The 19,396-nt window shown below is 70.3% G+C and carries 16 protein-coding genes; 9 read left to right on the forward strand and 7 right to left on the reverse strand.

Translation table 11 applies throughout. The features are described from left to right. The first annotated feature begins 31 nt into the window (after positions 1–31). The 4 genes from AB0M48_RS05745 to AB0M48_RS05760 all read left to right on the forward strand — a co-directional run bounded on the left by AB0M48_RS05745 (position 32) and on the right by AB0M48_RS05760 (position 5,914). Entirely contained in the window at positions 32–373 is a 342-nt protein-coding gene (locus tag AB0M48_RS05745) for a PadR family transcriptional regulator (RefSeq protein ID WP_363836194.1), read from the forward strand. Beyond that, entirely contained in the window at positions 370–1,038 is a 669-nt protein-coding gene (locus tag AB0M48_RS05750; protein ID WP_363836195.1) for a hypothetical protein, read from the forward strand. Before AB0M48_RS05745 ends, AB0M48_RS05750 begins: the two co-directional genes overlap by 4 nt. Before the next feature lie 154 nt (positions 1,039–1,192). After that, complete coding sequence (locus AB0M48_RS05755) at positions 1,193–1,489, forward strand: WXG100 family type VII secretion target (protein ID WP_363836196.1); 297 nt, start codon at positions 1,193–1,195, stop codon at positions 1,487–1,489. Positions 1,490–1,576: 87 nt separating this feature from the next. Next, a complete protein-coding gene (locus tag AB0M48_RS05760; RefSeq protein ID WP_363836197.1) occupies positions 1,577–5,914 on the forward strand; it encodes an FtsK/SpoIIIE domain-containing protein in 4,338 nt (1,445 codons plus the stop codon). Between the two features lie 59 nt (positions 5,915–5,973). Here AB0M48_RS05760 and AB0M48_RS05765 read toward each other — a convergent pair whose 3' ends face one another. Together AB0M48_RS05765 and AB0M48_RS05770 are read right to left on the reverse strand one after the other, a co-directional pair. Next, complete coding sequence (locus tag AB0M48_RS05765) at positions 5,974–6,546, reverse strand: hypothetical protein (RefSeq protein ID WP_363836198.1); 573 nt, start codon at positions 6,544–6,546, stop codon at positions 5,974–5,976. Next, positions 6,546–6,845 (reverse strand): hypothetical protein, encoded by a 300-nt coding sequence (locus AB0M48_RS05770; protein ID WP_363836199.1) that lies wholly within the window; start codon positions 6,843–6,845, stop codon positions 6,546–6,548. The genes AB0M48_RS05765 and AB0M48_RS05770 overlap by 1 nt, the downstream gene beginning before the upstream one ends. Positions 6,846–6,984: 139 nt before the next feature. On the opposite strand from AB0M48_RS05770, the gene AB0M48_RS05775 reads away from it, so the two are divergent. Next, positions 6,985–12,063 carry an RHS repeat-associated core domain-containing protein gene (locus tag AB0M48_RS05775; RefSeq protein ID WP_363836200.1) on the forward strand — a complete coding sequence of 1,693 codons (5,079 nt, stop codon included), beginning with the start codon at positions 6,985–6,987 and terminating at the stop codon, positions 12,061–12,063. Between the two features lie 75 nt (positions 12,064–12,138). Continuing rightward, positions 12,139–13,371 (forward strand): hypothetical protein, encoded by a 1,233-nt coding sequence (locus tag AB0M48_RS05780; RefSeq protein ID WP_363836201.1) that lies wholly within the window; start codon positions 12,139–12,141, stop codon positions 13,369–13,371. A gap of 68 nt (positions 13,372–13,439) precedes the next feature. Here AB0M48_RS05780 and AB0M48_RS05785 read toward each other — a convergent pair whose 3' ends face one another. Further along, a complete protein-coding gene (locus AB0M48_RS05785) occupies positions 13,440–14,447 on the reverse strand; it encodes an alcohol dehydrogenase catalytic domain-containing protein (RefSeq protein ID WP_363836202.1) in 1,008 nt (335 codons plus the stop codon). A 172-nt stretch (positions 14,448–14,619) separates the two neighbouring features. Between AB0M48_RS05785 and AB0M48_RS05790 the strand changes: the two genes are divergently transcribed. Then, entirely contained in the window at positions 14,620–15,090 is a 471-nt protein-coding gene (locus AB0M48_RS05790) for a cupin domain-containing protein (RefSeq protein ID WP_363836203.1), read from the forward strand. A gap of 17 nt (positions 15,091–15,107) precedes the next feature. Here the strand turns inward: AB0M48_RS05790 and AB0M48_RS05795 are convergent, their stop codons facing one another. Together AB0M48_RS05795 and AB0M48_RS05800 are read right to left on the reverse strand one after the other, a co-directional pair. After that, a complete protein-coding gene (locus tag AB0M48_RS05795; protein ID WP_363836205.1) occupies positions 15,108–15,620 on the reverse strand; it encodes a MarR family transcriptional regulator in 513 nt (170 codons plus the stop codon). A 127-nt stretch (positions 15,621–15,747) separates the two neighbouring features. Further along, the gene (locus AB0M48_RS05800; protein ID WP_363836206.1) at positions 15,748–16,419 is read right to left on the reverse strand and encodes a helix-turn-helix transcriptional regulator; all 672 of its coding nucleotides are present in this window, start codon (positions 16,417–16,419) and stop codon (positions 15,748–15,750) included. A 34-nt stretch (positions 16,420–16,453) separates the two neighbouring features. On the opposite strand from AB0M48_RS05800, the gene AB0M48_RS05805 reads away from it, so the two are divergent. Then, on the forward strand, positions 16,454–16,897 hold the full coding sequence (locus AB0M48_RS05805; protein WP_363836207.1) for a hypothetical protein: 444 nt from the start codon (positions 16,454–16,456) through the stop codon (positions 16,895–16,897). Positions 16,898–17,078: 181 nt separating this feature from the next. Next, on the forward strand, positions 17,079–17,561 hold the full coding sequence (locus tag AB0M48_RS05810; protein ID WP_363836208.1) for a DoxX family protein: 483 nt from the start codon (positions 17,079–17,081) through the stop codon (positions 17,559–17,561). Positions 17,562–17,901: 340 nt separating this feature from the next. Here AB0M48_RS05810 and AB0M48_RS05815 read toward each other — a convergent pair whose 3' ends face one another. Then, a complete protein-coding gene (locus tag AB0M48_RS05815) occupies positions 17,902–18,936 on the reverse strand; it encodes an aldo/keto reductase (protein WP_363836209.1) in 1,035 nt (344 codons plus the stop codon). A 183-nt stretch (positions 18,937–19,119) separates the two neighbouring features. Beyond that, positions 19,120–19,395: a hypothetical protein gene (locus AB0M48_RS05820; RefSeq protein WP_363836210.1), complete on the reverse strand. Its 276-nt coding sequence runs from the start codon at positions 19,393–19,395 to the stop codon at positions 19,120–19,122. Between the last annotated feature and the right edge of the window lies 1 nt (position 19,396).

Here is a 19,396-nt window from a genome sequence, read left to right on the forward strand (position 1 = left end):
CAGTCTAGCTAGTTAGAGCTACTATCTAGTCATGACCGATAGTTGGCCCTCGCCGTGGACGCGAGGGGTGCTCGAACTGGCCGTGCTGGGCGCCGTGGGCGCGGACCGCGCCTACGGCTACCTGATCGCCCAGCGCATCGCCGAGTCCGGCCTCGGCACCATCAAGGGCGGCACCCTCTACCCCCTGCTGCAACGCCTGGAGCAGGAAGGTGTCGTCACGTCCCAATGGGAAGCCGGTGAGCGCGGACCCGGACGCAAGTACTTCACCCTCACCGCGTCCGGGATCGAACGCCTGCACGACCAGCGCGAGCAGTGGCTGCGGTTCACCGCCTCTGTCGGCAACCTCATCGAGAACAGGACGGCGACGCCATGACCGAGACCACCCACGACTACCTGACCCGCTTCGCCTCGGTGGCCAGGGGCAACGGCGTGCCGGCCGACGTGATCGGGGACAAGGTCGCCGAGATCGAGGCCCACGTGGCCGACTCCGGCGAACACCCGCGCGACGCCTTCGGCGACCCGGTCCAGTACGCGGCCACGCTTCAGGACCAGAAGTGGCTGCCCGCGGTGGAGATCGGCGCGTTCGTGGCGGCCGATCTCGGACTGCTCGGCGTGGCACAGGGCGTGCTCGCGCTGCGCGGCTCACCGTTTCCGCTCGGACCCGCCGTGCTGTCGGCCGTCGCGGGCGGAGCACTGGCGGCCCTGCTGTTCTCGTGGCTCACCCGGGCCGGCAGCGCCCGGCAGCTGTGGCCGGTGATCGGGTTGGTGGCCTCCATGGCGCTGTTCCAGATCGTCGAGCCCTGGCGGCACATCGGCGTCCAACCGCCGGGCTGGGCCTCCCTGGCGGTGGGTGCGGTACTGGCCACGGGCGCCCTGGCCTTCCTCGTGCACCGGCAGACACCGGGCGGGGCCGTCACCGAGCCCACCGGCCGCAACCGCGACGACCTTCTCGCGCACCAGCCCGGCAACCGCGTCCTGCTCGCGGTGATCCTCGTCGTCGCGACGATCGCTTCCGGGCTGGTGCTGATCCTGGCCTGACAACGACTGTCGCGAGCCAGCCAAGTCCTAAAAGGACTTTCGGGGCCGATGGATGTGACTCAGGACACCCTCGATCACCGTGAACCGATCCGGGCGCGGGCTCGTGTGTCCAATGCAAACGGAACGGCCTCGAAAACCTTGAAGGAGAACAACAATGGCTACTTACCACGTCGTCAGCGAGGACATCCAGGAGTCCGCCGGCTGGCTGAAGCAGAACATGCAGACGCTGCTGGACGGGATGACGCAGGCCAAGAGCAAGATCGACGCGCTGATCCAGGGCGGGTACAACACCCCGCAGGCGCAGGCGAAGTTCGGCCCGTACTTCGAGGAGTACAAGACGAGCGTCGACCAGACGCTGCAGGGCATGGAGGGCATCAGCCAGTACCTGGAGCAGGTCGGCACCGCCTTCGAGGACACCGACACCCAGACCGCGAACGCCCTCCAGCGTTGATCTAGGTCGCTCAGGGCCACGTGGCGACCTCCGCCACGTGGCCCTTGTCGTTCCCGCCCACTTCCTCCCGACCGCAGGGACTTCGCCATGCGCTTCGTTCTGACCACAGTGGACACCGCGGCCACCGTCACCGACCACGTGCTCGACGCGGAACCGGACAGCACGGTCGGTGAGCTGGCCCAGGTCCTGGCCCAAGGCGGCAGGCGGCCCGTGCTGTACGTCGCCGGCGCGCCGCTCGACCCGCAGCTCACCCTGCGCGACTCCCCCGTGCGGCAGGGATCCGTGGTCGGGCTCGACCGGCCCGTCACCGCGGTCGGCATGGAGCTCCCCGGCCTGGTGGAGGTGCGCGTGGTGAGCGGGCCCGGCGCGGGGACCGTGCACCGGCTCGACATCGGTGAGCACCTGATCGGACCGGCCGGCAACTGCCGGGTGCGCATCGCCGGGGACCCGGCCGATCCGCCCGCCGGCGCACGGCTGAGGGTGTTCCCCGACGGGCGGTGCGAGCTGCTTCCCGTTGGCGCACAACGGATCATGCTCGAACGCGACGAGGTCACCGATGCGGTGCCGTGGGTGCCGAACGCCCAGCTCGCCATCGGCAGGGTGTTGCTCTCGCTGTCCCGGCCGGTGCCCCCGGACGCCGCGGTGCAGCCGTCCGAGGACGGCACGGGCCTCGACTACAACCGGCCGCCGAGGTTGCTGCCACCACCGCGCGTCACGCAGTTCCTGCTGCCCGGCAAGCCCAGGCCGCCGGAGCGCCGGGCGCTGCCGCTGATCGCCGCGGCGTCGCCGATCGTGATGTCCGGCGCGATGTTCGCGTTCACGGGCAACCCGTTGACGCTGCTGTTCGCGATCCTGTCGCCGTTGATCATCATCGGCAACCAGATCAGCAACAAGCGCCAGGGGCAGATGTCCTACCGCGAGCAGCTCGCCGAGTACGAGACGAAGAAGGAGCGGATCACCGCCGACGCGCAGGAGGCGCTGGTCCTCGAGCGCACCGCGCGCAGGCACAACTTCCCCGACCCCGCCGACGTGGTGCTGACCGCGACCGGACCGCGCAGGCGGCTGTGGGAGCGCCGGCGCTCGGACCCCGACTACCTGGAGCTCCGCGCGGGCACGGCGGACCTGCCGTCCGAGGTCGTGCTGCGCGACCCCGAGCAGGACGAGCACAAGCGGGAGGTCCGCTGGGACGCCCTGGACGTCCCGGTGACGGTTCCCCTGCGGGAGCACGGGGTTCTCGGCGTCGCGGGCGGGCAGGTCGCGTACGCGGTGTCGCGGTGGCTGGTGGCGCAGGCCGCCGCGCTGCACAGCCCGGAGGACCTCCAGATCTACCTGCTGACCGGGCCGCAGGGCGAGGCGCAGTGGGCGTGGACCCGCTGGCTGCCGCACCTGGCACCACGCGTCGGCCAGGACACCATGGCCACCATCGGCACGAACGCGACGACGGTCGCCCGTCGCATCGCCGAGCTGAGCCAGCTCATCTCGTCCCGGGCCGGCTCGAAGACCGTGCCGCGTGACGTGCTCGTGGTGCTCGACGGCGCGCGCAGGTTGCGGTCGTTGCCGGGAATCCCGCAGATCCTGCGGGACGGCCCCGCGGTCGGCGTGTACGCGATCTGCGTCGACAGCGAGGAAAGGCTGCTGCCCGAGGAGTGCCAGGCGGTCGTCGTCGAACAACCGGACGGCCGGATCCGCGTCGGCCGCACCAGGTCGGCGCCGGTGCCGGACGTGCGACCGGATCTCGTTCCCTACGACTGGTGCCGCACGGTCTCGCGGGCTTTGGCGCCGGTGCGGGACGTCGGTGGCAAGGAGGACGCGGGCGCACTGCCCGATTCGAGCCGCCTGCTCGACGTGCTGTCGCTCGAACCCCCGACGGCGGACGGGGTCGCGGCGCGCTGGGCCACCGGCGGCCGCACCACCACCGCCGTGATGGGTGAGTCGCTCGACGGCGCGTTCGCGCTCGACCTCAAGCGGGACGGGCCGCACGCGCTGGTCGCCGGCACCACCGGTTCCGGCAAGTCCGAGCTGCTGCAGACACTCGTGGCCTCGCTCGCGGTCGCGAACCGGCCGGACGCCATGACGTTCGTGCTCGTCGACTACAAGGGCGGCAGCGCGTTCAAGGACTGCGTCTCCCTGCCGCACACCGTCGGCATGGTCACCGACCTCGACACGCACCTGGTGAGCCGGGCCCTGACGTCGCTGTCCGCGGAGTTGAAGCGACGCGAGCACATCCTGGCCGACGCCGGGGCGAAGGACGTCGACGACTACGTGCTCCAGTTGGACCGCGACCCCGCGCTGCCGGCCATGCCGCGGCTGCTGATCGTGATCGACGAGTTCGCCTCGATGGTCCGCGACCTGCCCGACTTCGTGACCGGCCTGGTGAACATCGCGCAGCGGGGCCGATCGCTCGGCATCCACCTGGTGCTCGCCACGCAGCGGCCCGGCGGCGTCGTCTCGCCGGAGATCCGCGCCAACACGAACCTGCGGATCGCCCTGCGCGTCACGGACTCCAGCGAGAGCCAGGACGTGCTGAACGGTCCCGACGCCGCGTCGATCTCCAAGTCGACGCCGGGTCGCGCCTACGTCCGTTTGGGACAGTCGTCGCTGGTTCCCTTCCAGGCTGGCCGGGTGGGAGGCTTCCGGCCCGGTGCCCGTACGACGCAACGCGTGCTGCCGTGGCTGCACCCGCTCGGCTGGCCCGACCTCGCTCTGCCCGTGCCGGCGAGGCCGCGCGCGCAAGTCGCGGAGAACACCGAGGCCACCGACCTCTCGGTGCTGGTGGGGGCGGTGCGCGAGGCGGCGGAGCAGCTGGGGCTGCCACCACAGGCCAGCCCGTGGCTGCCCGCGCTGCCGTCGACGCTCACCGTCGGCGACCTGCCCCCGGTGGCTCCCGGCGACTACCTCGCCCCGGTGCCGTACGGCATCGTCGACCTGCCCGCCGACCAGCGGCAGGAACCGCTGGTGCTGGACTTCGCGACACTGGGCCACCTGCACGTCGCCGGGTCTGCCCGAAGTGGACGGTCGCAGGTGCTGCGGACCATGGCCGGAGCCCTGGCGCGTGAGCACTCTCCGGCGGACGTGCACATCTACGGCATCGACTGCGGCAACGGCGCTTTGCTCGCGTTGACGAACTTCCCCCACTGCGGAGCGGTGGTGCAGCGGGCCGAGGCGGAGAGGCTGAGCCGGTTGCTGGCGCGGCTGTCCGCCGAGTCGGCACGGCGGCAGCAGCTGCTGGCGTCGACCGGGTCCGCGAACCTCGTGGAGTACCGCAACGGCCGGCCGGACGACCGTCCGCCGCACGTCGTGGTGATGGTCGACCGCTGGGAGGTCTTCGACAAGACCTACGCCGACTACGACGGCGGGGCGTTGATGAACTCCGTGCTGGCGTTGCTGCGCGACGGCGCGAGCGTCGGCATCCACCTGGTCCTCGCCGGTGACCGCGCGCTGTTCTCCAGCCGGGTGTCGTCGACGACGGAGGACAAGCTGGTGCTGCGCCTCAACGAACGCGCCGACTACAGCGTGATCGGGCTCAACCACCGCACCCTCCCCGAGGAGATCGCACCCGGCAGGGCGTTCCGGGCGGCCGACAGCGCCGAGGCGCAGATCGCCCTGCTCACCACCGACGCGTCCGGGCAGGCGCAGGCACGGGCGCTGATGGCCATCGCCGCGGAGAACCGGGAGCGGTGGGCCGGCGTGCCCGTGGCCGCGCTGCCGTTCCGCGTCGACGTGCTGCCCGAGCAGCTGACCTACGTGCAGGCACGGGACATCGCGCCCGCCGCGCAGGAGCTGCGGCCGTTCATCGGGGTGGGCGGGGACGAGCTCGCCGGCCTCGTGCCGGACCTCACCGTGACGCCGACGTTCGTGATCGGCGGACCGGCGCGGTCCGGCCGGAGCACCGCTTTGCTGACCGTGGTCGCGGGTTTGCTGCGTGCGGGCACCCCGGTGGTGATCGCGGCACCGCGCCGCTCGCCGTTGCGCGAGCTCGCCGGGGCCGACGGCGTGCTGGACGTCGCGGACGACGGCGAGTTCAGCACGGGACAGCTGGTCAGCGCACTGGACAAGGCAGAGGGCGCCGCCGCCGTGGTGATCGACGACGCGGAGCTGTTGCTCAAGTGCGACGCGGGCAGCGAGCTGGGCGTGATCGCGCGGGCCGGTGCCGAGCAGGGCCGGGCCCTGGTCATGGCCGGGACGACGGAAGGGCTGGTGGCCGGGTTCGGCGGCTGGCACGTCGACGCACGGCGCAACCGGCAGGGGATGCTGATCAGCCCGCAGGGGCTCGGGGACGGCGAGTTGTTCGGCGCCAAGCTCACCCGCGGTCAGCTGGGTGCGGGCAGGCCGGGTCGTGCGCTGGCGCACTTCGGCGACGGCAGGATCCAGGTCGTCCAGGTGCCCGAGACCACGACGGACGACGTGCTCGCCGCACTCCGGTGACGACAACGCGAAAATCCCGGCCGGTCCACTGGGGACCGACCGGGATTGCTGGTTCGCCGCTACCGGAAGGCGACGGTCGCGGTGATCGAGCCGAAGAGCTCGAACAGCGTGTCGGACTCGGCGATGTTGGGGCTGGTGCCGGTGATCACCAGCACCTCGGTGCGTCCCGGGATGCGGATCAGCGTGTGCATGACGGCGCAGCGCAGGGTGGTGTCGTCCATGACGACGTCCTGAACTCCGTGCACGCGGGCGGCGGTGCCCACGCCTTCGAGGCGCACCGTGCTCACCCGCGTCCAGGTGTCCACAGCGGACTTGCTCTCGGTGAGAGCGCTCAGCAGGTCGGCGTTGCCGGGCGGCGTGACGAGGGCCGCGACGACGGTCGCGATCAGCGGACCGTCCTCGTAGATCTCGAACGTGCCCGCGGCGTGCAGCACCCCGTTGCGCCGGGCGTGGCGGATCGAGCGCCGCACCGACTCGGTGAACCGCCCCGCGTGCTCCTCGTCGACACCCGCTTCGACGCAGCCGTCCCACAACCGCCGCGCGATCGTGTTCTCGGCGGACTCGTCCGCGACCGACAGGTCGTACCAGTTCTCCGGGATCGTCAGCCGGAGCGAGCCGGTCGTCGTGGTCATCACTGTCCTCCATTGCCTTCCGTCAAAGCGTTCGCCGTCTGCTCGTCGGTGCCGCGGAACGCGTCCGCCGCCGTCCTGCTGGCGTCGCGCAACGCGACCAGGTCCCTGCCCAGCACGAAACGGCCGTCGCCCCAGGACTTCTCGAAGTCCCTCGCGGCGTCCTGCACCCTCCTGTCCCCCATCGCGTCGACCATGCCGCCCATCGACCTGACCAGGCTGTCGCCCATGAGCTGCTCGGTCCGCGACAGCAGATCCGCCACTCTGGTCAGTTCGTCGACGGGCACCCGGATCTCGCTCATCGCGCTCCCCACTCGTCGGACTTCCTCCTGTGAACGCACGGATTCGCGCGCGTTCCGGTTCAGTTCGAAGTGGACTGAACCGGGGAGCCCGCGCGCACGTGTCGTCATCGGTCGCAGAAAAGACTTGAGGGAGAACGAGATGACCCGCCCCGCTGCCGGCGAATGGTCCGTTTTGGATGAAGACGACGATCCGATCCCCGGTGATCCGGCCGCGCTGGTCGCCCTGCGCGACGCCTACCGCGAGCTCGGATCGGTGACGCAGGAGGCCTTCCAGCTGCTCAACGGCAGCGGGGACATCGACGGTGGCATCGGTAGGGCCATGGACGCCTACCGCGCGCTCTACGGCGAGGTTCCGAAGCGGCTCAACGACATGGCGTACGCCTACGGTCAGGCGGCGGACGCGTACGCCCGGTACATGCCCTCGCTGGAGGAGGCGCAGGCGATGTCGCTGAACGCGCTGAACCAGGCGCGGACGGCGGTCCAGGAGCAGAACTCGGCGAACAGCACGGTCGCCGGCCTGACCGAGGCCATCGAACGGGTCGCGGCCGCCGGACTCGGGGTCGCGCCGCCCGAGGACTCGCAGACGGACCTGAGGACGGCGCAGAACCGCCAGGCCGAGGCCTCGCAGGAGCTCGACCGGGCCAAGTCGTTGCTGGGACAGGCGATCGCGCTGCGCGACCAGGCCGCGGCCACCACGTCACAGGTGCTGCACCAGATGGGCGACCTCGCGCCGCAGCGGTCGATCTGGGAGAAGATCGGCGACGCGTTCAAGGACTTCTTCGACTTCCTGGTCGACGTCGTGGCGGACATCCTCACGATCGTGCTCGACGTGTTGTCCGTCATCGCCGGGTTCATCTTCCCGCCGCTGGGCTGGGCGCTTGGCGTGCTGTCGTCGAGCATCGAGATCTTCGTCGCGGTGCTGAAGGACGACATGGTCGCGCTGGGCATCGCGCTCGGTGGCCTGGCGCTCAGCTTCGTGCCCGGCGGCAAGATCATGAAGAACGTGGTCAAGCTCAGCAACAAGGTGGGCGACACGGTCAAGTCCGGTATCCAGAAGATCAGCACGAGCTTCTCCGGTGGCGCGGGCCGCACCATCGACGTCGCCATCCCGCCGCCCAGGACCATCACGCCGCCGGACGGGACCCGCGGTCTCAACACGCCGCCGCGGCCGAACGCGCAACCCAACCCGGACAAGGTCGTCGCGGGTGACCCCATCGACGTCTCCAGCGGCCGGATGCTGTTGCCGCAGACCGATCTGGTGATCGATGGAGCGCTTCCACTGGTGCTCGCCCGCATCCACGTGTCGACCTACCGGTCCGGGCGCTGGTTCGGGCCGTCCTGGGCGTCCACCGCGGACCAGCGGCTGGAGATCGACGCGCAGGGGATCACGTTCCTCGCCGAGGACGGCACGTTGCTCGCGTACCCGCACCCCGGGGACGGCGAGGTGCTGCCGGAGGAGGGCCCGAGATGGCCGCTGAGCGCGGATGCCGACGGCGGTTACGTCGTACGGCAGCCCAGCCGGCAGTTGCGGTTCCTGCCGGTGGCCGACGACCGGGTGCTGCCCATCGCGGAGGTGGTCGACCAGGAGGGCAACGGGGCCGTGTTCTCCTACGACGACGAGGGCACGCTCACCGAGGTGGCGCACTCCAGCGGGTCGCGCGTGCAGGTGACGACCGAGGACGGCCGGATCACCGCGCTGGACGTGGCGGGAGTGCGGATCTCCTACCGCTACGAGAGCGGCAACCTCGCCGAGGTCGTCGACTCCTCCGGCGGCACCACGAGGTTCCGGTACGGCAGTGACAACCGGATCGTGCGCTGGGACGACAGCAACGGGATGTGGTACGAGTACTTCTACGACGACCGGAACCGCTGCGTGCGCACTCGCGGCGCCGAAGGGTTCCTCAGCTACCGGCTGGAGTACGGCAACGGCCGCACCACGGTCACGGACTCCCTGGGCCGCACCACCGTCTACGACGTCAACGAAGCCTTCCAGGTGGTCCGCGAGACCAACGCCGCCGGTGTCGTGGAGTCGACGTGGGACCGCTACGACCGGCTCCTCACGCGCACCGACCCGCTCGGCAACACCACTCGGTACGACTACGACACCGATGGCAACCTCGTCCGTGTCACGGGTCCCGACGGCGCGCAGACCAGCGCGGAGTACCTCGCGCCCGGCCTGCCCAGCCGGTACGTGCTTCCCGACGGCGCGCAGTGGAACTACGAGTACGACGAGGAAGGCCGCCTGACCGCGGAGGTCGACCCGGCCGGTGCCCGCACGACGTTCTCCCACGACGGCTACGTGACGACGGTCGTGGACCCGCTGAGGCGGCACACCAGCACCGAGTACAACTTCGCCGGACTGCCCGTGCGGGTGACCGACGCGCTCGGCGCGCAGACGCTGGTCGAGTACGACGCGTTCGGCCGGGCCAGCGAGGTGACCGAGGCCACCGGCGAGACGACCCGGATCACCTGGGGATCAAGCGGCAAGCCCGTCGAGGTCGTGCTCCCGAACGGCGCGCGGGAGGAATTCTCCTATGACGGCGAAGGAAACCTCGTCCGTGCGGTCTCGGCCCAGGGCGCGGTGACGAACGCGACCTACGGCCACTTCGACGTGCCGGTGAGCGTCGAGACGCCGGCCGACGGGCGGATCGAGCTCAGCTACGACACGGAGTCGCGGCTGACCGGCGTGACCAACGCGCTGGGGCAGCGGTGGCTCTACGAGTACGGCCCGGCGGGCACGGTGGTGCGCGAGGTCGACTTCGACGGACGGGAGCAGCGGTTCGTCTCCGACGCGATGGGCCGGGTGACGGAGCTGCACAACGCGTCCGGGCAGAGCGCGCACCTCGAGTGGGACGCACACGGCCGGCCCGTGTCGCGGCGCACGGACGAGGGCGTCACGACGTTCGAACACGACAAGGCGGGCCGGGTCGTCAGAGCGGTCTGGCCCGGCGGCGAGCTTTCCCGGACGTACGACGCGCTCGGGCGGCTGCTGACCGAGACGGTCAACGGCCGCACGCTGACCAACTCCTACGACGCGGCGGGCCGCAGGACCGGGCGGATCACACCGTCCGGTGCCACAAGTGCGTGGCGGTACGGCTTCGGCGACCAGCCGGAGGTGGTGGAGATCGCGGGACGGACCACCGAGCTCGTGCACAACGTGCTGGGGCAGGAGACGCGGCGGGCGACCGGCGCCGTCGAGGTGACCCAGCAGTGGGCGTCAGGCCGGTTGCGCGCGCAGCACGTCAACGGGACGAGCCGCGACTACCGCTACCGGCCGGACGGCGCGCTGGTCGGGATCGCGGACTCGGAGCGCGGCGTCCGCGAGTACGAAGTGGACGGTGCGGGACGGGTCGTCGCTGTTCGCGGTGACGTCGACGAGCGCTACTCCTACGACGAGAGCGGGCTGCTGACCGAGTCCGTGCTGGGCGCGCACCACTACGACGGCATGAACGTGCGTCAGGCGGGCGGAATCCGTTACGACCACGACGCGGACGGCCGGATCGTGCGGCGTGAGCAGGACGGCCGCGTCTGGCGGTTCCGCTGGGACGTGCTCGACCAGCTGATCGCGGTCGTCACGCCGGACGGGGAGCACTGGCGCTACCGCTACGACCCGTTCGGCCGGCGGGTCGCCAAGCACCGCGTCACTCCGGACGGTGCCGAGGTGCTCGATCGCGTCGAGTTCACCTGGGACGCCGACGAGCTGGCCGAACAGCGCCACGACGACGCCGTGATGGTGTGGGACGGGTACCACCAGGTCGAACGCTCCGGCGACCAGTCGTGGTCCGAGGCGCGGTTCCGCGTGGTGGTGACCGACTTCGCCGGTACGCCGGCGGAGCTGCTGGAGGAGGACGGCACGGTGTCGTGGCGCGCCGAGCACACCCTGTGGGGTCTGGGCGCTCCCGGTGACACGCCGCTGCGCTTCCCCGGCCAGTACCACGACGCGGAAACCGGTCTGCACCACAACCGCTACCGCTACTACGACCCGGCGTCCGGCCGGTACGCGAGCAAGGACCCGCTGGGCCTCACGCCCGCCGCGGACCCGCGTTCGTACGTGCTGAACCCGACGGGATGGGTGGACCCGCTCGGCCTCGCGCCGTGCCCGATCGCGGAGTTCAACAAGATCCACAACACGCCCGACGGCCCGTCGCTCATCATCCGCGGACCCGACCACCACCGGAAGCTCGACTTCCTCGGCAAGAGCAAGACCTCCGACACGGTGCGCAACAAGATTCCCGTTCTGGGGCCGGGGGTCAACAAGATCACCGATCCGGCGGAGTTCAACAAGATCACCGGACCGCACCTCCCGCCCGCCCGCAACGGCAAGATCGTCTTCAACCAGGACGCCCAGACCTTGACGGATTTCCACAGCAACGAGCTCGGACCGCACGCCCGGAACCTGGCGAAGCGTCAGGACATCTTCTTCTCGAAAGGCTCGGAGGCGCTCGAGCAGCTGGGCCGCAACGACCCGAGGACCAAGAAGTTCTACGAGGCGCAGGACCTGCGCGACAAGCTGGTCGCGAAGCAGTCCGCCGAGCGGAACGCGAAGTTCGACCCCGGCGCACTCGACACCGGCGCCGTGGACGACGTGCTCAAGAACACCGCCGGCCGGATGGGGAACGTCAACGGGCTGCTGGGCAGGTTCGACGGCGTCGCGATCGGTGGCAGCCACGGGACGGAGCACCCGGTGTTCGACGTGCTGAAGAACAACATGGCGGAGCTGAAGGCCAACGGTGTCAACAAGATCTACATGGAAAGCCTGCGCAACGACGCCCACGGCGCGATGGTGAAGGACTTCCTGAGGACCGGCCAGATGGATCCGAGGCTGGACCACTACCTCAAACGGAGCCCCAACCTCGAAGAGGTGCGGCAGGTGCTGGAACAGGCGCGCCGGCACGACGTCGACGTGATCGGCATCGGCGGCAACCCGGCCCGCACTCCGAGCGGCCCGGACGCACTGCACCAGCGGCACGCCATGCTCAACGCGCTCGGCGCCGACTCGGTGGAGTTCCACCAGAAGCAGAACCCCGGCAAGTTCGTCATGGAGCTGGGCGCGAAGCACCTCGAGACGGTGGAGCGGGCGGGTCCGCCGGTCAACGTCGGAGGGGTCGACCTGCCGAACAGGTCTATCGGGATCGGTGACCTCGTCAAGGTGCCGAGCCTGGTCGACGACGGCGCGGGCGGGTTCCGCCGGGTGCCCTCGGCCGACGACGTCCGCTGAGTGCTCCGCGTCCACTCGAAATCCATTGGAAGGCTTCCGTTGCCCACCTCGAACCTGCTCCGCCGAGCACTCGTCGTGCTCGCTCTTCTGTTCCTGATCGCCCCGGCGTCCGCGCTGGCACAGCCCGACGAACCGGTGCTGTACTACGAGGTGCCGACCGACAGGTCCGTGACGCTGCAGGACGTCGCGCGCACGACGCTGGGGAACGCCCAGCGCTGGCAGGAGATCGTCGCCCTCAACCCGGACCTGGTGCGACCGGACGGCAAGGCTCCGGCCGCGAACGACCGGTTGCCCGCGGGCGCCGCCATCCTGCTGCCGGCGGACGCCCGGTCCGGAGCGCCGGGGGTCGGCACGCGACCCGGCCCGCCGGACCGCGCTCCGGCGACGATCGTGCAACCGCAGGCGGAGAACACCTTCCTGGGCCTGCCGGTGCTCGTCGCGATCTCGGCAGGCGGTGGCGTGCTGCTGCTCGCCGCCGGCGGTGTCACCTGGTTCCTGTTGCGCCGCAAGCGCCGCAAGCCGAAGCCCGCCACCGCCCCGGTGTCGGCGTCCGGCCCCAAGCCCCGCCTCGTGCTCGACCGCGCGCTGCGGCACCTGCGCGTCAGCGGCAGCCCGTTGCCGCAGATCTACGCCGCCGTGGTGGGACCGGACCGGGTGTCGCTGCGGCTCACCCCGCCGCAGCAGCAGGCGGCACACCCGTGGCGGACCCGTGAGGACGGCGCGGTGTGGGAGGCCCCGACGTGGCAGCTCGACCCGACCACGCCGAACGTGCCGCACCCGTTCCCGCTGCTGGTGTCCATGGGCACGATCGGCGGCGAGTGGACCGCGGTGAACCTCGGCCGCGCACCCGGTCTCGTGGCGCTCACCGGCGAGCCGGGTGACACGGCGCAGGCCGCGGCCGCCCTGCTGGAACAGGTCGCGGCCGACCCCGGCGTGGCGATCATCGTGATCGGCCGGATGCCGAAGGCGCGGATCGCCCCCGGTCGCGTCCAGGTGCTGTCGTCGACGGCCGGCCTGCTCGACGCGCGGCAGGAGAGGAATGCCGACGTGACGGGCATGCTGGGCCGGGACTGGGTGGCGGCTCCGAGCCGGCTGGCCCGGCATTTCGTGCTGGTCAACGGACCGGTGCCGATCGATCACCTGGAACGCCTCGGTGCCGTGGCGGCGTCACCGGACCCGAGTGGCGCGGTGCTCGTGGTCGGAGACGTGCCCACCGCCGCGTGGCGGTTCGGTGTGGGTGCGGACGGCGTGCTGGACATCGGGGTTCTGGGGCTGGAGCTCGACTCGGCGGCCAAGAGCGAGGCATGAACTGTCCACTGTGGATGACTTCGTGCACTGTGGACGGTGACGGCCGGAGCCGGCCGTCACCGTCCTTCTCACCCGTGCGTCACCAGCGGCTTCTCCGGCAACAGCGCCAGGCTGCTCGGCAGCGAGTCGAACGTGAGGTGGTCGCTGAAGACCGGCATCGGATCCACCAGCCCGCGCGCCACCAGGTCGAGCACCGCGGGCAGGTGCGGCGTGATGTCGGGACGGCCCGTCGTGAAGGTGACGGCGTTCATGTACATGACTCCCGTGGGCACCTTCACCCCGGCGAAGTAGATGCCCGCGCTGTGGCAGTGGCCGCCGGGCGCGGTCGCGGCGAGCGCCGCCGTCAGCCCGTCCGGGTGGCCGGCGGCGTCGAAGGTGAGCGGGAACTCCGGACGGTCGAGCTCGGAGATCGAGGCCGCCACGTCCGCCCCGTACCCGGCCGCGATGCCGCGGCGGCGTTCGTCCGCGTCGAGGTAGACCACTTGTGGCACACCCATCGCCCGTGCGAACGCGCAGGCGTACAGCCCGATGCTGGTCCCGCCGAAGATCAGCAACGGCGCCCCCGGCACGTGCGACTGCCCCGCCAGCACACTGCGGTAGGCGTCCGTCAGGTTGTCCGAGGCGGACGCCAGCGCGGCCGGGTCGACCCCCGCGGGAACCCGGACGAGGTTCGCCGCCGCCCAGGGCACCCGGACCAACTCGGAGAACAACCCGCCCCACACGCCACCGGTCGGCAGGCCGAACATGGCGTAACGCGGCACCTCCTCGCACCTGCTGGGAGCTTCGGCCGCGCAGGAACGGCAAGTGCCACAAGAGATGTGCCACGGCACCACGACGACGTCGCCCACCGTCAGACCGGTGACGTCGGCTCCGATCTCGACCACCTCCGCCACACACTCGTGCCCGAGCGCGACAGGGCCCTGGAACGGCGTTCTGCCGGCGATCACGGCCCGGTCGAGATCACAGGTCGTCGCCGCCACCGGCCGCACCACGGCATCGGTCGGCTGATCGACCCGCGCGTGCGGCGCATCGCGCCAGATGAGCTCCCGTACCCCGTTGAACTCCAGTACGCGCACTGCGCCTCCTTCTCACGGCTCAGATAACTGTTCGAGCAACTTATCGTGGAAAAGATGCTAACGCGAGGGTGCTGAACAGCGGTGACACCTGTCACCCCCGTCGCGATGAAGGAACAGGAGGACCTATTTACCTGTTCGAACAGGTGTCGCGTCGGATGAGGAGAGCAGATCGATGAGCATCACGTACCTGGCACAGCCCGAGCAGCAGCAGAAGCTGGAGTGGATCGACGGCAGCACGTTCTCCGTCCTCCTCGACAGCGCGGCCACCGAGGGACAGCTCACCGTCGGCCGTTTCGCGGTGGAGAAAGGGGAAGCGCCGCCGTTCCACCTGCACACCAGGGAGGACGAGGTCTTCCTGTTGATCTCCGGCACCGCCCTGGTCTGGTCGGGTGACGAGGAGGCGGTGGAACTGGAGGAGGGCGGCATCATCTACCTGCCGCGCAACGTGCCCCACGGCTACCGCATCACCTCGGAGCGCGCCGACCTGCTGATGATCGCCACTCCCGGCGGCATCGAGGGCATGTTCCGGAAGGCCGGACGGGACAGGTCCACCCCGAGGCCGGACGGTTTCGAGCTGTCACGGGAGTTGATGGCCGCGGCGGCCGACGAGTTCGGCCAGGTCGTCCTCGGCCCGCCGCGCTGAGCGGGACGACTTCGCGTTCACCGCGGACCGACGTCCTCGGCCCGGATCCGGCCGAGGTTCTTCTCCAGCCGCTCGAGCACCTGGCGCGCCTCGGCCCGTTCGTCGTCGTCCAGCCCGCGCAGCGTCATCTCCTCGAGCCTGCGCCAGGTCAGCTCGACCTCCTGGCGCAGGGCCTGGCTCGCCGCCGTCGGCTCGACGACCACGACCCGCCGGTCGGACTCGCTGCGGCCGCGCCGGACGAACCCGGCCCGCTCCAGCCGCTGGATCATCCTGGTCATCGTCGCCGAGTCCGAGTCGAGGGCGACGACCAGATCGGACTGGCTCTGCGGTCCCATGTCCCAGAGCTGCATCATCAGCAGCTCCTGGTTCGGGTGCAGCCCGATGCGCCGCAACAGCTGACCGGCCACCATGCGGTGGATGCGGGCGAGCCGGAAGATGGCATGGCTGACGGGGCCGCCTCGTGCGGCGGCCGGCGTCGGCACGGTCGCGGCGACGGCGTCCGCCGCCGCCTCGCTTCCCGGCTCAGGCACGCACGAACCCCCTCGCTCCGCGCCGACCCGCTGCCGAGCGCCGACAGCATCGTATTCGGAGTGAGTGCGACGTGCGTCCGGACGTGACCTGCGCCGGGTCACGCGGTGGAAGGTGGGGTCCGCCGCGCTACCAGGGGGTCTGACCGGCACCGAGCCGGGCCAGCAGGTCGGTGGGGTCCGGGCCGCTGTGGGTGTCGGGCCAGCACCGGACCTGCTGTTCGGCCCAGTCCGCCCACTGCCGGGTCATCTGCGCCAGCCCGACCCGGTATGCCTGGGTCAGGCCGACGATGTGCGCCCGGCCGGGGTAGGGCTCGTCGCCGGTCGCGTGGTCGTGCGTGATCGTGGCCGCGCCCGCCTGGGTTCGATCGGCCCAGGCACGCATCGCCTCGATGGCGCCGAGCAGGTCGTCCTTGTCGCCGAGGTCGGAGAACAGGATCTTCATCATCGCGTCGAACTGGAACTGCGGTTCGGCGGCGGGGTCGGCCAGCCAGCGACGCAGCTCCGCACGCCCGGCCGGGGTGATGGAATAACGGGTGCGGCGGCGCCCGCCGCTGGTCTCGGCGGCCGCTGAGGCCAGGCCGTGGGCCACCAGCGCCTTGGGCTCGTTGTAGACCACGCTCTCGGCCGTCGCCCAGAACGTGCCGCTGCGCCTGAACTGCTGCGCCAGCTCGTAGGGGGTGTGCGGACGCAGCCCGAGCAGACCCAGGATGCCGTAGGACACCGAGGTGAGTTTCTTGGTCCTGCCAGGCAAATACGCCTCCGCCGCCTTGTCGCGTACTCCGTTTCGGAGTATAGACATACTCTGAAACGGAGCATCCACTGCGAGGTGTCCCATGGCTCAGACACCACCTGCCCGCGCCACCGAATGGCCTTCCTCGGGCCGGCCCGCCCTGATCCTGTCGATGATCGCCGCCGCGGTGTTCGGCCTCCTGGCCGGCTGCGGTGCGAGGCTGGACGGGTCCTGGCTCTCCGAACACCTCGAGTTCGGTTGGGCGTACACCGCTCTGGCCTGGGCATCGGTCACGCTCGCTCCCGCACTGGCCTGGACCTTCGTCGGCCTTGCCGTGCTCGTGGGCGGTATCGCCTTGCGGACCAAGGGGTTCCGGTCGGGCCCTTGGCCCCCGGAGACCGTCCTCACGGCCGTTGTGATGATCCCGATCTACGCGCTGATCCTCGTCGCACTGCTGTTCCTCGGGCCGTTCGCGTGGGAGCTGCTGACCTTGGTCGCGTCGGTGTTGGACAACTGTCCCCCTGGCGAGTACTGCCCCACCTTCTGAGACGGCCGGAACCACGGCATGCCCTGGCCCGCGAATCGCCCCTCTGTCCGGAGAGTGCGGCGACCTGCTCCATGCCGACGAACGAGGCGCCGCTGCTCGGCCGTCGCAATCCGACATCGGGACGCGATACCGTCGTCCGGCATCGACGGGCGTGATCGGCGTGTTCAAGGGGTGACTCCCGATGAACCAGACAGTCGGGCTGCTGAAGGCCGACGGACCTCCGGCGGCGATCCTGGTGCGGCTTGCAGTGGGGGCCGTGTTCCTGTCCGAAGGCATCGGCAAGTTCCTGTATCCGGACGAGCAGGCCGCCGGGCGGTTCGCCAGGATCGGGATCCCGGCGCCGGAGTTCTTCGGCGGGCTGTCGGCCGTGGCCGAGACGGTCTGCGGAGCTTTGTTGCTGGTAGGCCTGCTCACTCGTCTGGCCGCGCTGCCGATGCTGGTCAACATGGTGCTGGCACTGGCGTTGACGAAGGTCCCGATTCTGTGGGGTGGCTCGGCCGACAAGCCGAAGGCGGATGGCCTGTGGGACATGGCACACGAGTCGCGCACGGACTGGGCGATGCTTCTGGGCTTGCTGTTCCTGCTGGTCGTCGGGCCTGGCCGTTGGTCGCTGGACGCCCTGCTGGCGCGGCGGCGGGCTGCGGCGGCTCACGCGAGCACCTGACCCAGGCGGCTGGGTCAGCCCTGTTCCACCTGGGTTCTCCTGGTGGGATCACCTCTGCCGCGCCACGCGTGTTGGACGACCGCCAACCCAAAGAGTCAGTCGGCATCGGCGCTGGTCCGGCTCGGTGATCAAGTGGGGGTGCCGCTCCGAGCCAAGACCTCAGGCTGGGCAACCCACAACGGTGTTGCGGACCGGTTCGAACCCGACTGCGACGGCGAGACCGCCTCGATGCTCGGCGTTGACGCGGTGCGGGCGCAGCTGCGGCTTAGTGCGTCGACGTGAACCAATTGAGGACAAGCCCAGGTCTGCGCCTCAGGCTCAGAACGGCAGGACACGGCGATCACACGGCGGCGCGCTCGTCGGACGGGCGGCGCCGCAACGCCGGGTTCGCCACGGCCGGTGGGACGTAGGCGATGTCGAGTGCGCCGACGTCGGTGCCGGGCGGCACGATCTCGTCGATCCGGTCGAGCACGTCGTCGTCCAGCACGATGCCCGCCCCGGCGATCAGGTCGTCGAGGTGTGCCTCGGTGCGCGGTCCGATGATCGCCGAGGTGACAGCGGGATGCGCGACCGTGAACGCCATTGCCATGTGCGTCAACGACATTCCGGCCTGCTCGGCTACCGCGATCAGCTGTTCCACGGCGTCGAGCTTGTGGTCGTCGGTCATGTGCTCTGGCAGCCAGCGCATGCGGGCGGGGTGACCGTCCGACGGGCGGCCCTTGCGGTAGCGGCCGGTGAGCAGTCCTCCCGCCAGCGGGCTCCAGACCAGCGTGCCCATGCCGTACCGCTCGCACACGGGCAGCACGTCGCGCTCGACGCCCCGGTTCAGGATCGAGTAGTGCGGCTGCTCGGTGCGGAACCGCTCCAGCCCACGGCGTTCCGATGCCCAGTGCGCCTCGACGATCTCCGCCGCGGGCAGGTTGGAACAGCCGATGGCGCGGACCTTGCCCGCCCTGACCAGATCGGTCAGCGCCGACAGCGTCTCCTCGACGTCCGTGCGCGGATCCGGGTGGTGCACCTGGTAGAGGTCAATGTGGTCGGTGCGCAGGCGGCGCAGCGAGTGCTCCACCTCGGCGAGGATCCAGCGCCGTGAGCTGCCGGACCTGTTGTGGCCCTTGCCCATCACGCCGTTGACCTTCGTCGCGAGCACCACGTCGTCGCGCCTGCCGCGCAGCGCCTTGCCGACGATTTCCTCGGTCTCGCCGTAGGAGTAGACGTCGGCGGTGTCGACGAAGTTGATCCCGGCGTCCAGTGCGCGGTGGATGATCCGCACGCAGTCGTCGTGATCGGGGTTTCCCACCTGACCGAACATCATCGTGCCCAGGCAGTACGCGCTCACCTCGATGCCGGTGCGTCCGAGCATGCGCGTCCTCATCAGAACGCCACCGCGTCGGCGACGGCCGGCAAGACGATCCAGTTGATCGAATTCAACGTGCTGAGTGCAGACATGTCCACTTTCCTTGGATGGCAACGGCCTGGTGCCGTGAGCAGGCGTTACCTTCACCGGTGAAGAGGACACGGTTCGTCCGCTACCGCGCAGCGGCTCCAGTGGCCTCGGTCACAAGCGGTCGGCTGTCGAGGGCGGGACCGAGAACAGCTGGACTATCCGCTGCGGCACGTCGGCTGCGGCCACGTCGTCGTCGAAATACCCCATCTCGTCCGGGAACGCGAACGTTCCCAAGTCACCCGAGATGGCCTCGCGGTACTCCTCCCCCAGCTCGAACGAGACGTGCCAGAAGTCGCCGTGGTCGGCGACGATCACCAGCTTCCGCAGTCGCGGATCGAGCCGGGTGATCTCGTCCCGCCACGACCGCACCAGGTGGTCTGCCACCACT

Source organism: Lentzea sp. NPDC051208 (assembly GCF_040682435.1).
GTDB classification, from domain to species: Bacteria; Actinomycetota; Actinomycetes; order Mycobacteriales; family Pseudonocardiaceae; genus Lentzea; species Lentzea kristufekii.

Excerpts from the sequence above, each read along its gene's own strand:
- AB0M48_RS05745 (WP_363836194.1), top strand. The coding sequence starts at position 32 with ATGACCGATAGTTGGCCCTCGCCGTGGACGCGAGGGGTGCTCGAACTG.
- AB0M48_RS05750 (WP_363836195.1), top strand. The coding sequence starts at position 370 with ATGACCGAGACCACCCACGACTACCTGACCCGCTTCGCCTCGGTGGCC.
- AB0M48_RS05755 (WP_363836196.1), top strand. The coding sequence starts at position 1,193 with ATGGCTACTTACCACGTCGTCAGCGAGGACATCCAGGAGTCCGCCGGC.
- AB0M48_RS05760 (WP_363836197.1), top strand. The coding sequence starts at position 1,577 with ATGCGCTTCGTTCTGACCACAGTGGACACCGCGGCCACCGTCACCGAC.
- AB0M48_RS05765 (WP_363836198.1), bottom strand. The coding sequence starts at position 6,546 with ATGACCACGACGACCGGCTCGCTCCGGCTGACGATCCCGGAGAACTGG.
- AB0M48_RS05770 (WP_363836199.1), bottom strand. The coding sequence starts at position 6,845 with ATGAGCGAGATCCGGGTGCCCGTCGACGAACTGACCAGAGTGGCGGAT.
- AB0M48_RS05775 (WP_363836200.1), top strand. The coding sequence starts at position 6,985 with ATGACCCGCCCCGCTGCCGGCGAATGGTCCGTTTTGGATGAAGACGAC.
- AB0M48_RS05790 (WP_363836203.1), top strand. The coding sequence starts at position 14,620 with ATGAGCATCACGTACCTGGCACAGCCCGAGCAGCAGCAGAAGCTGGAG.
- AB0M48_RS05800 (WP_363836206.1), bottom strand. The coding sequence starts at position 16,419 with ATGTCTATACTCCGAAACGGAGTACGCGACAAGGCGGCGGAGGCGTAT.
- AB0M48_RS05805 (WP_363836207.1), top strand. The coding sequence starts at position 16,454 with ATGGCTCAGACACCACCTGCCCGCGCCACCGAATGGCCTTCCTCGGGC.
- AB0M48_RS05810 (WP_363836208.1), top strand. The coding sequence starts at position 17,079 with ATGAACCAGACAGTCGGGCTGCTGAAGGCCGACGGACCTCCGGCGGCG.
- AB0M48_RS05815 (WP_363836209.1), bottom strand. The coding sequence starts at position 18,936 with ATGAGGACGCGCATGCTCGGACGCACCGGCATCGAGGTGAGCGCGTAC.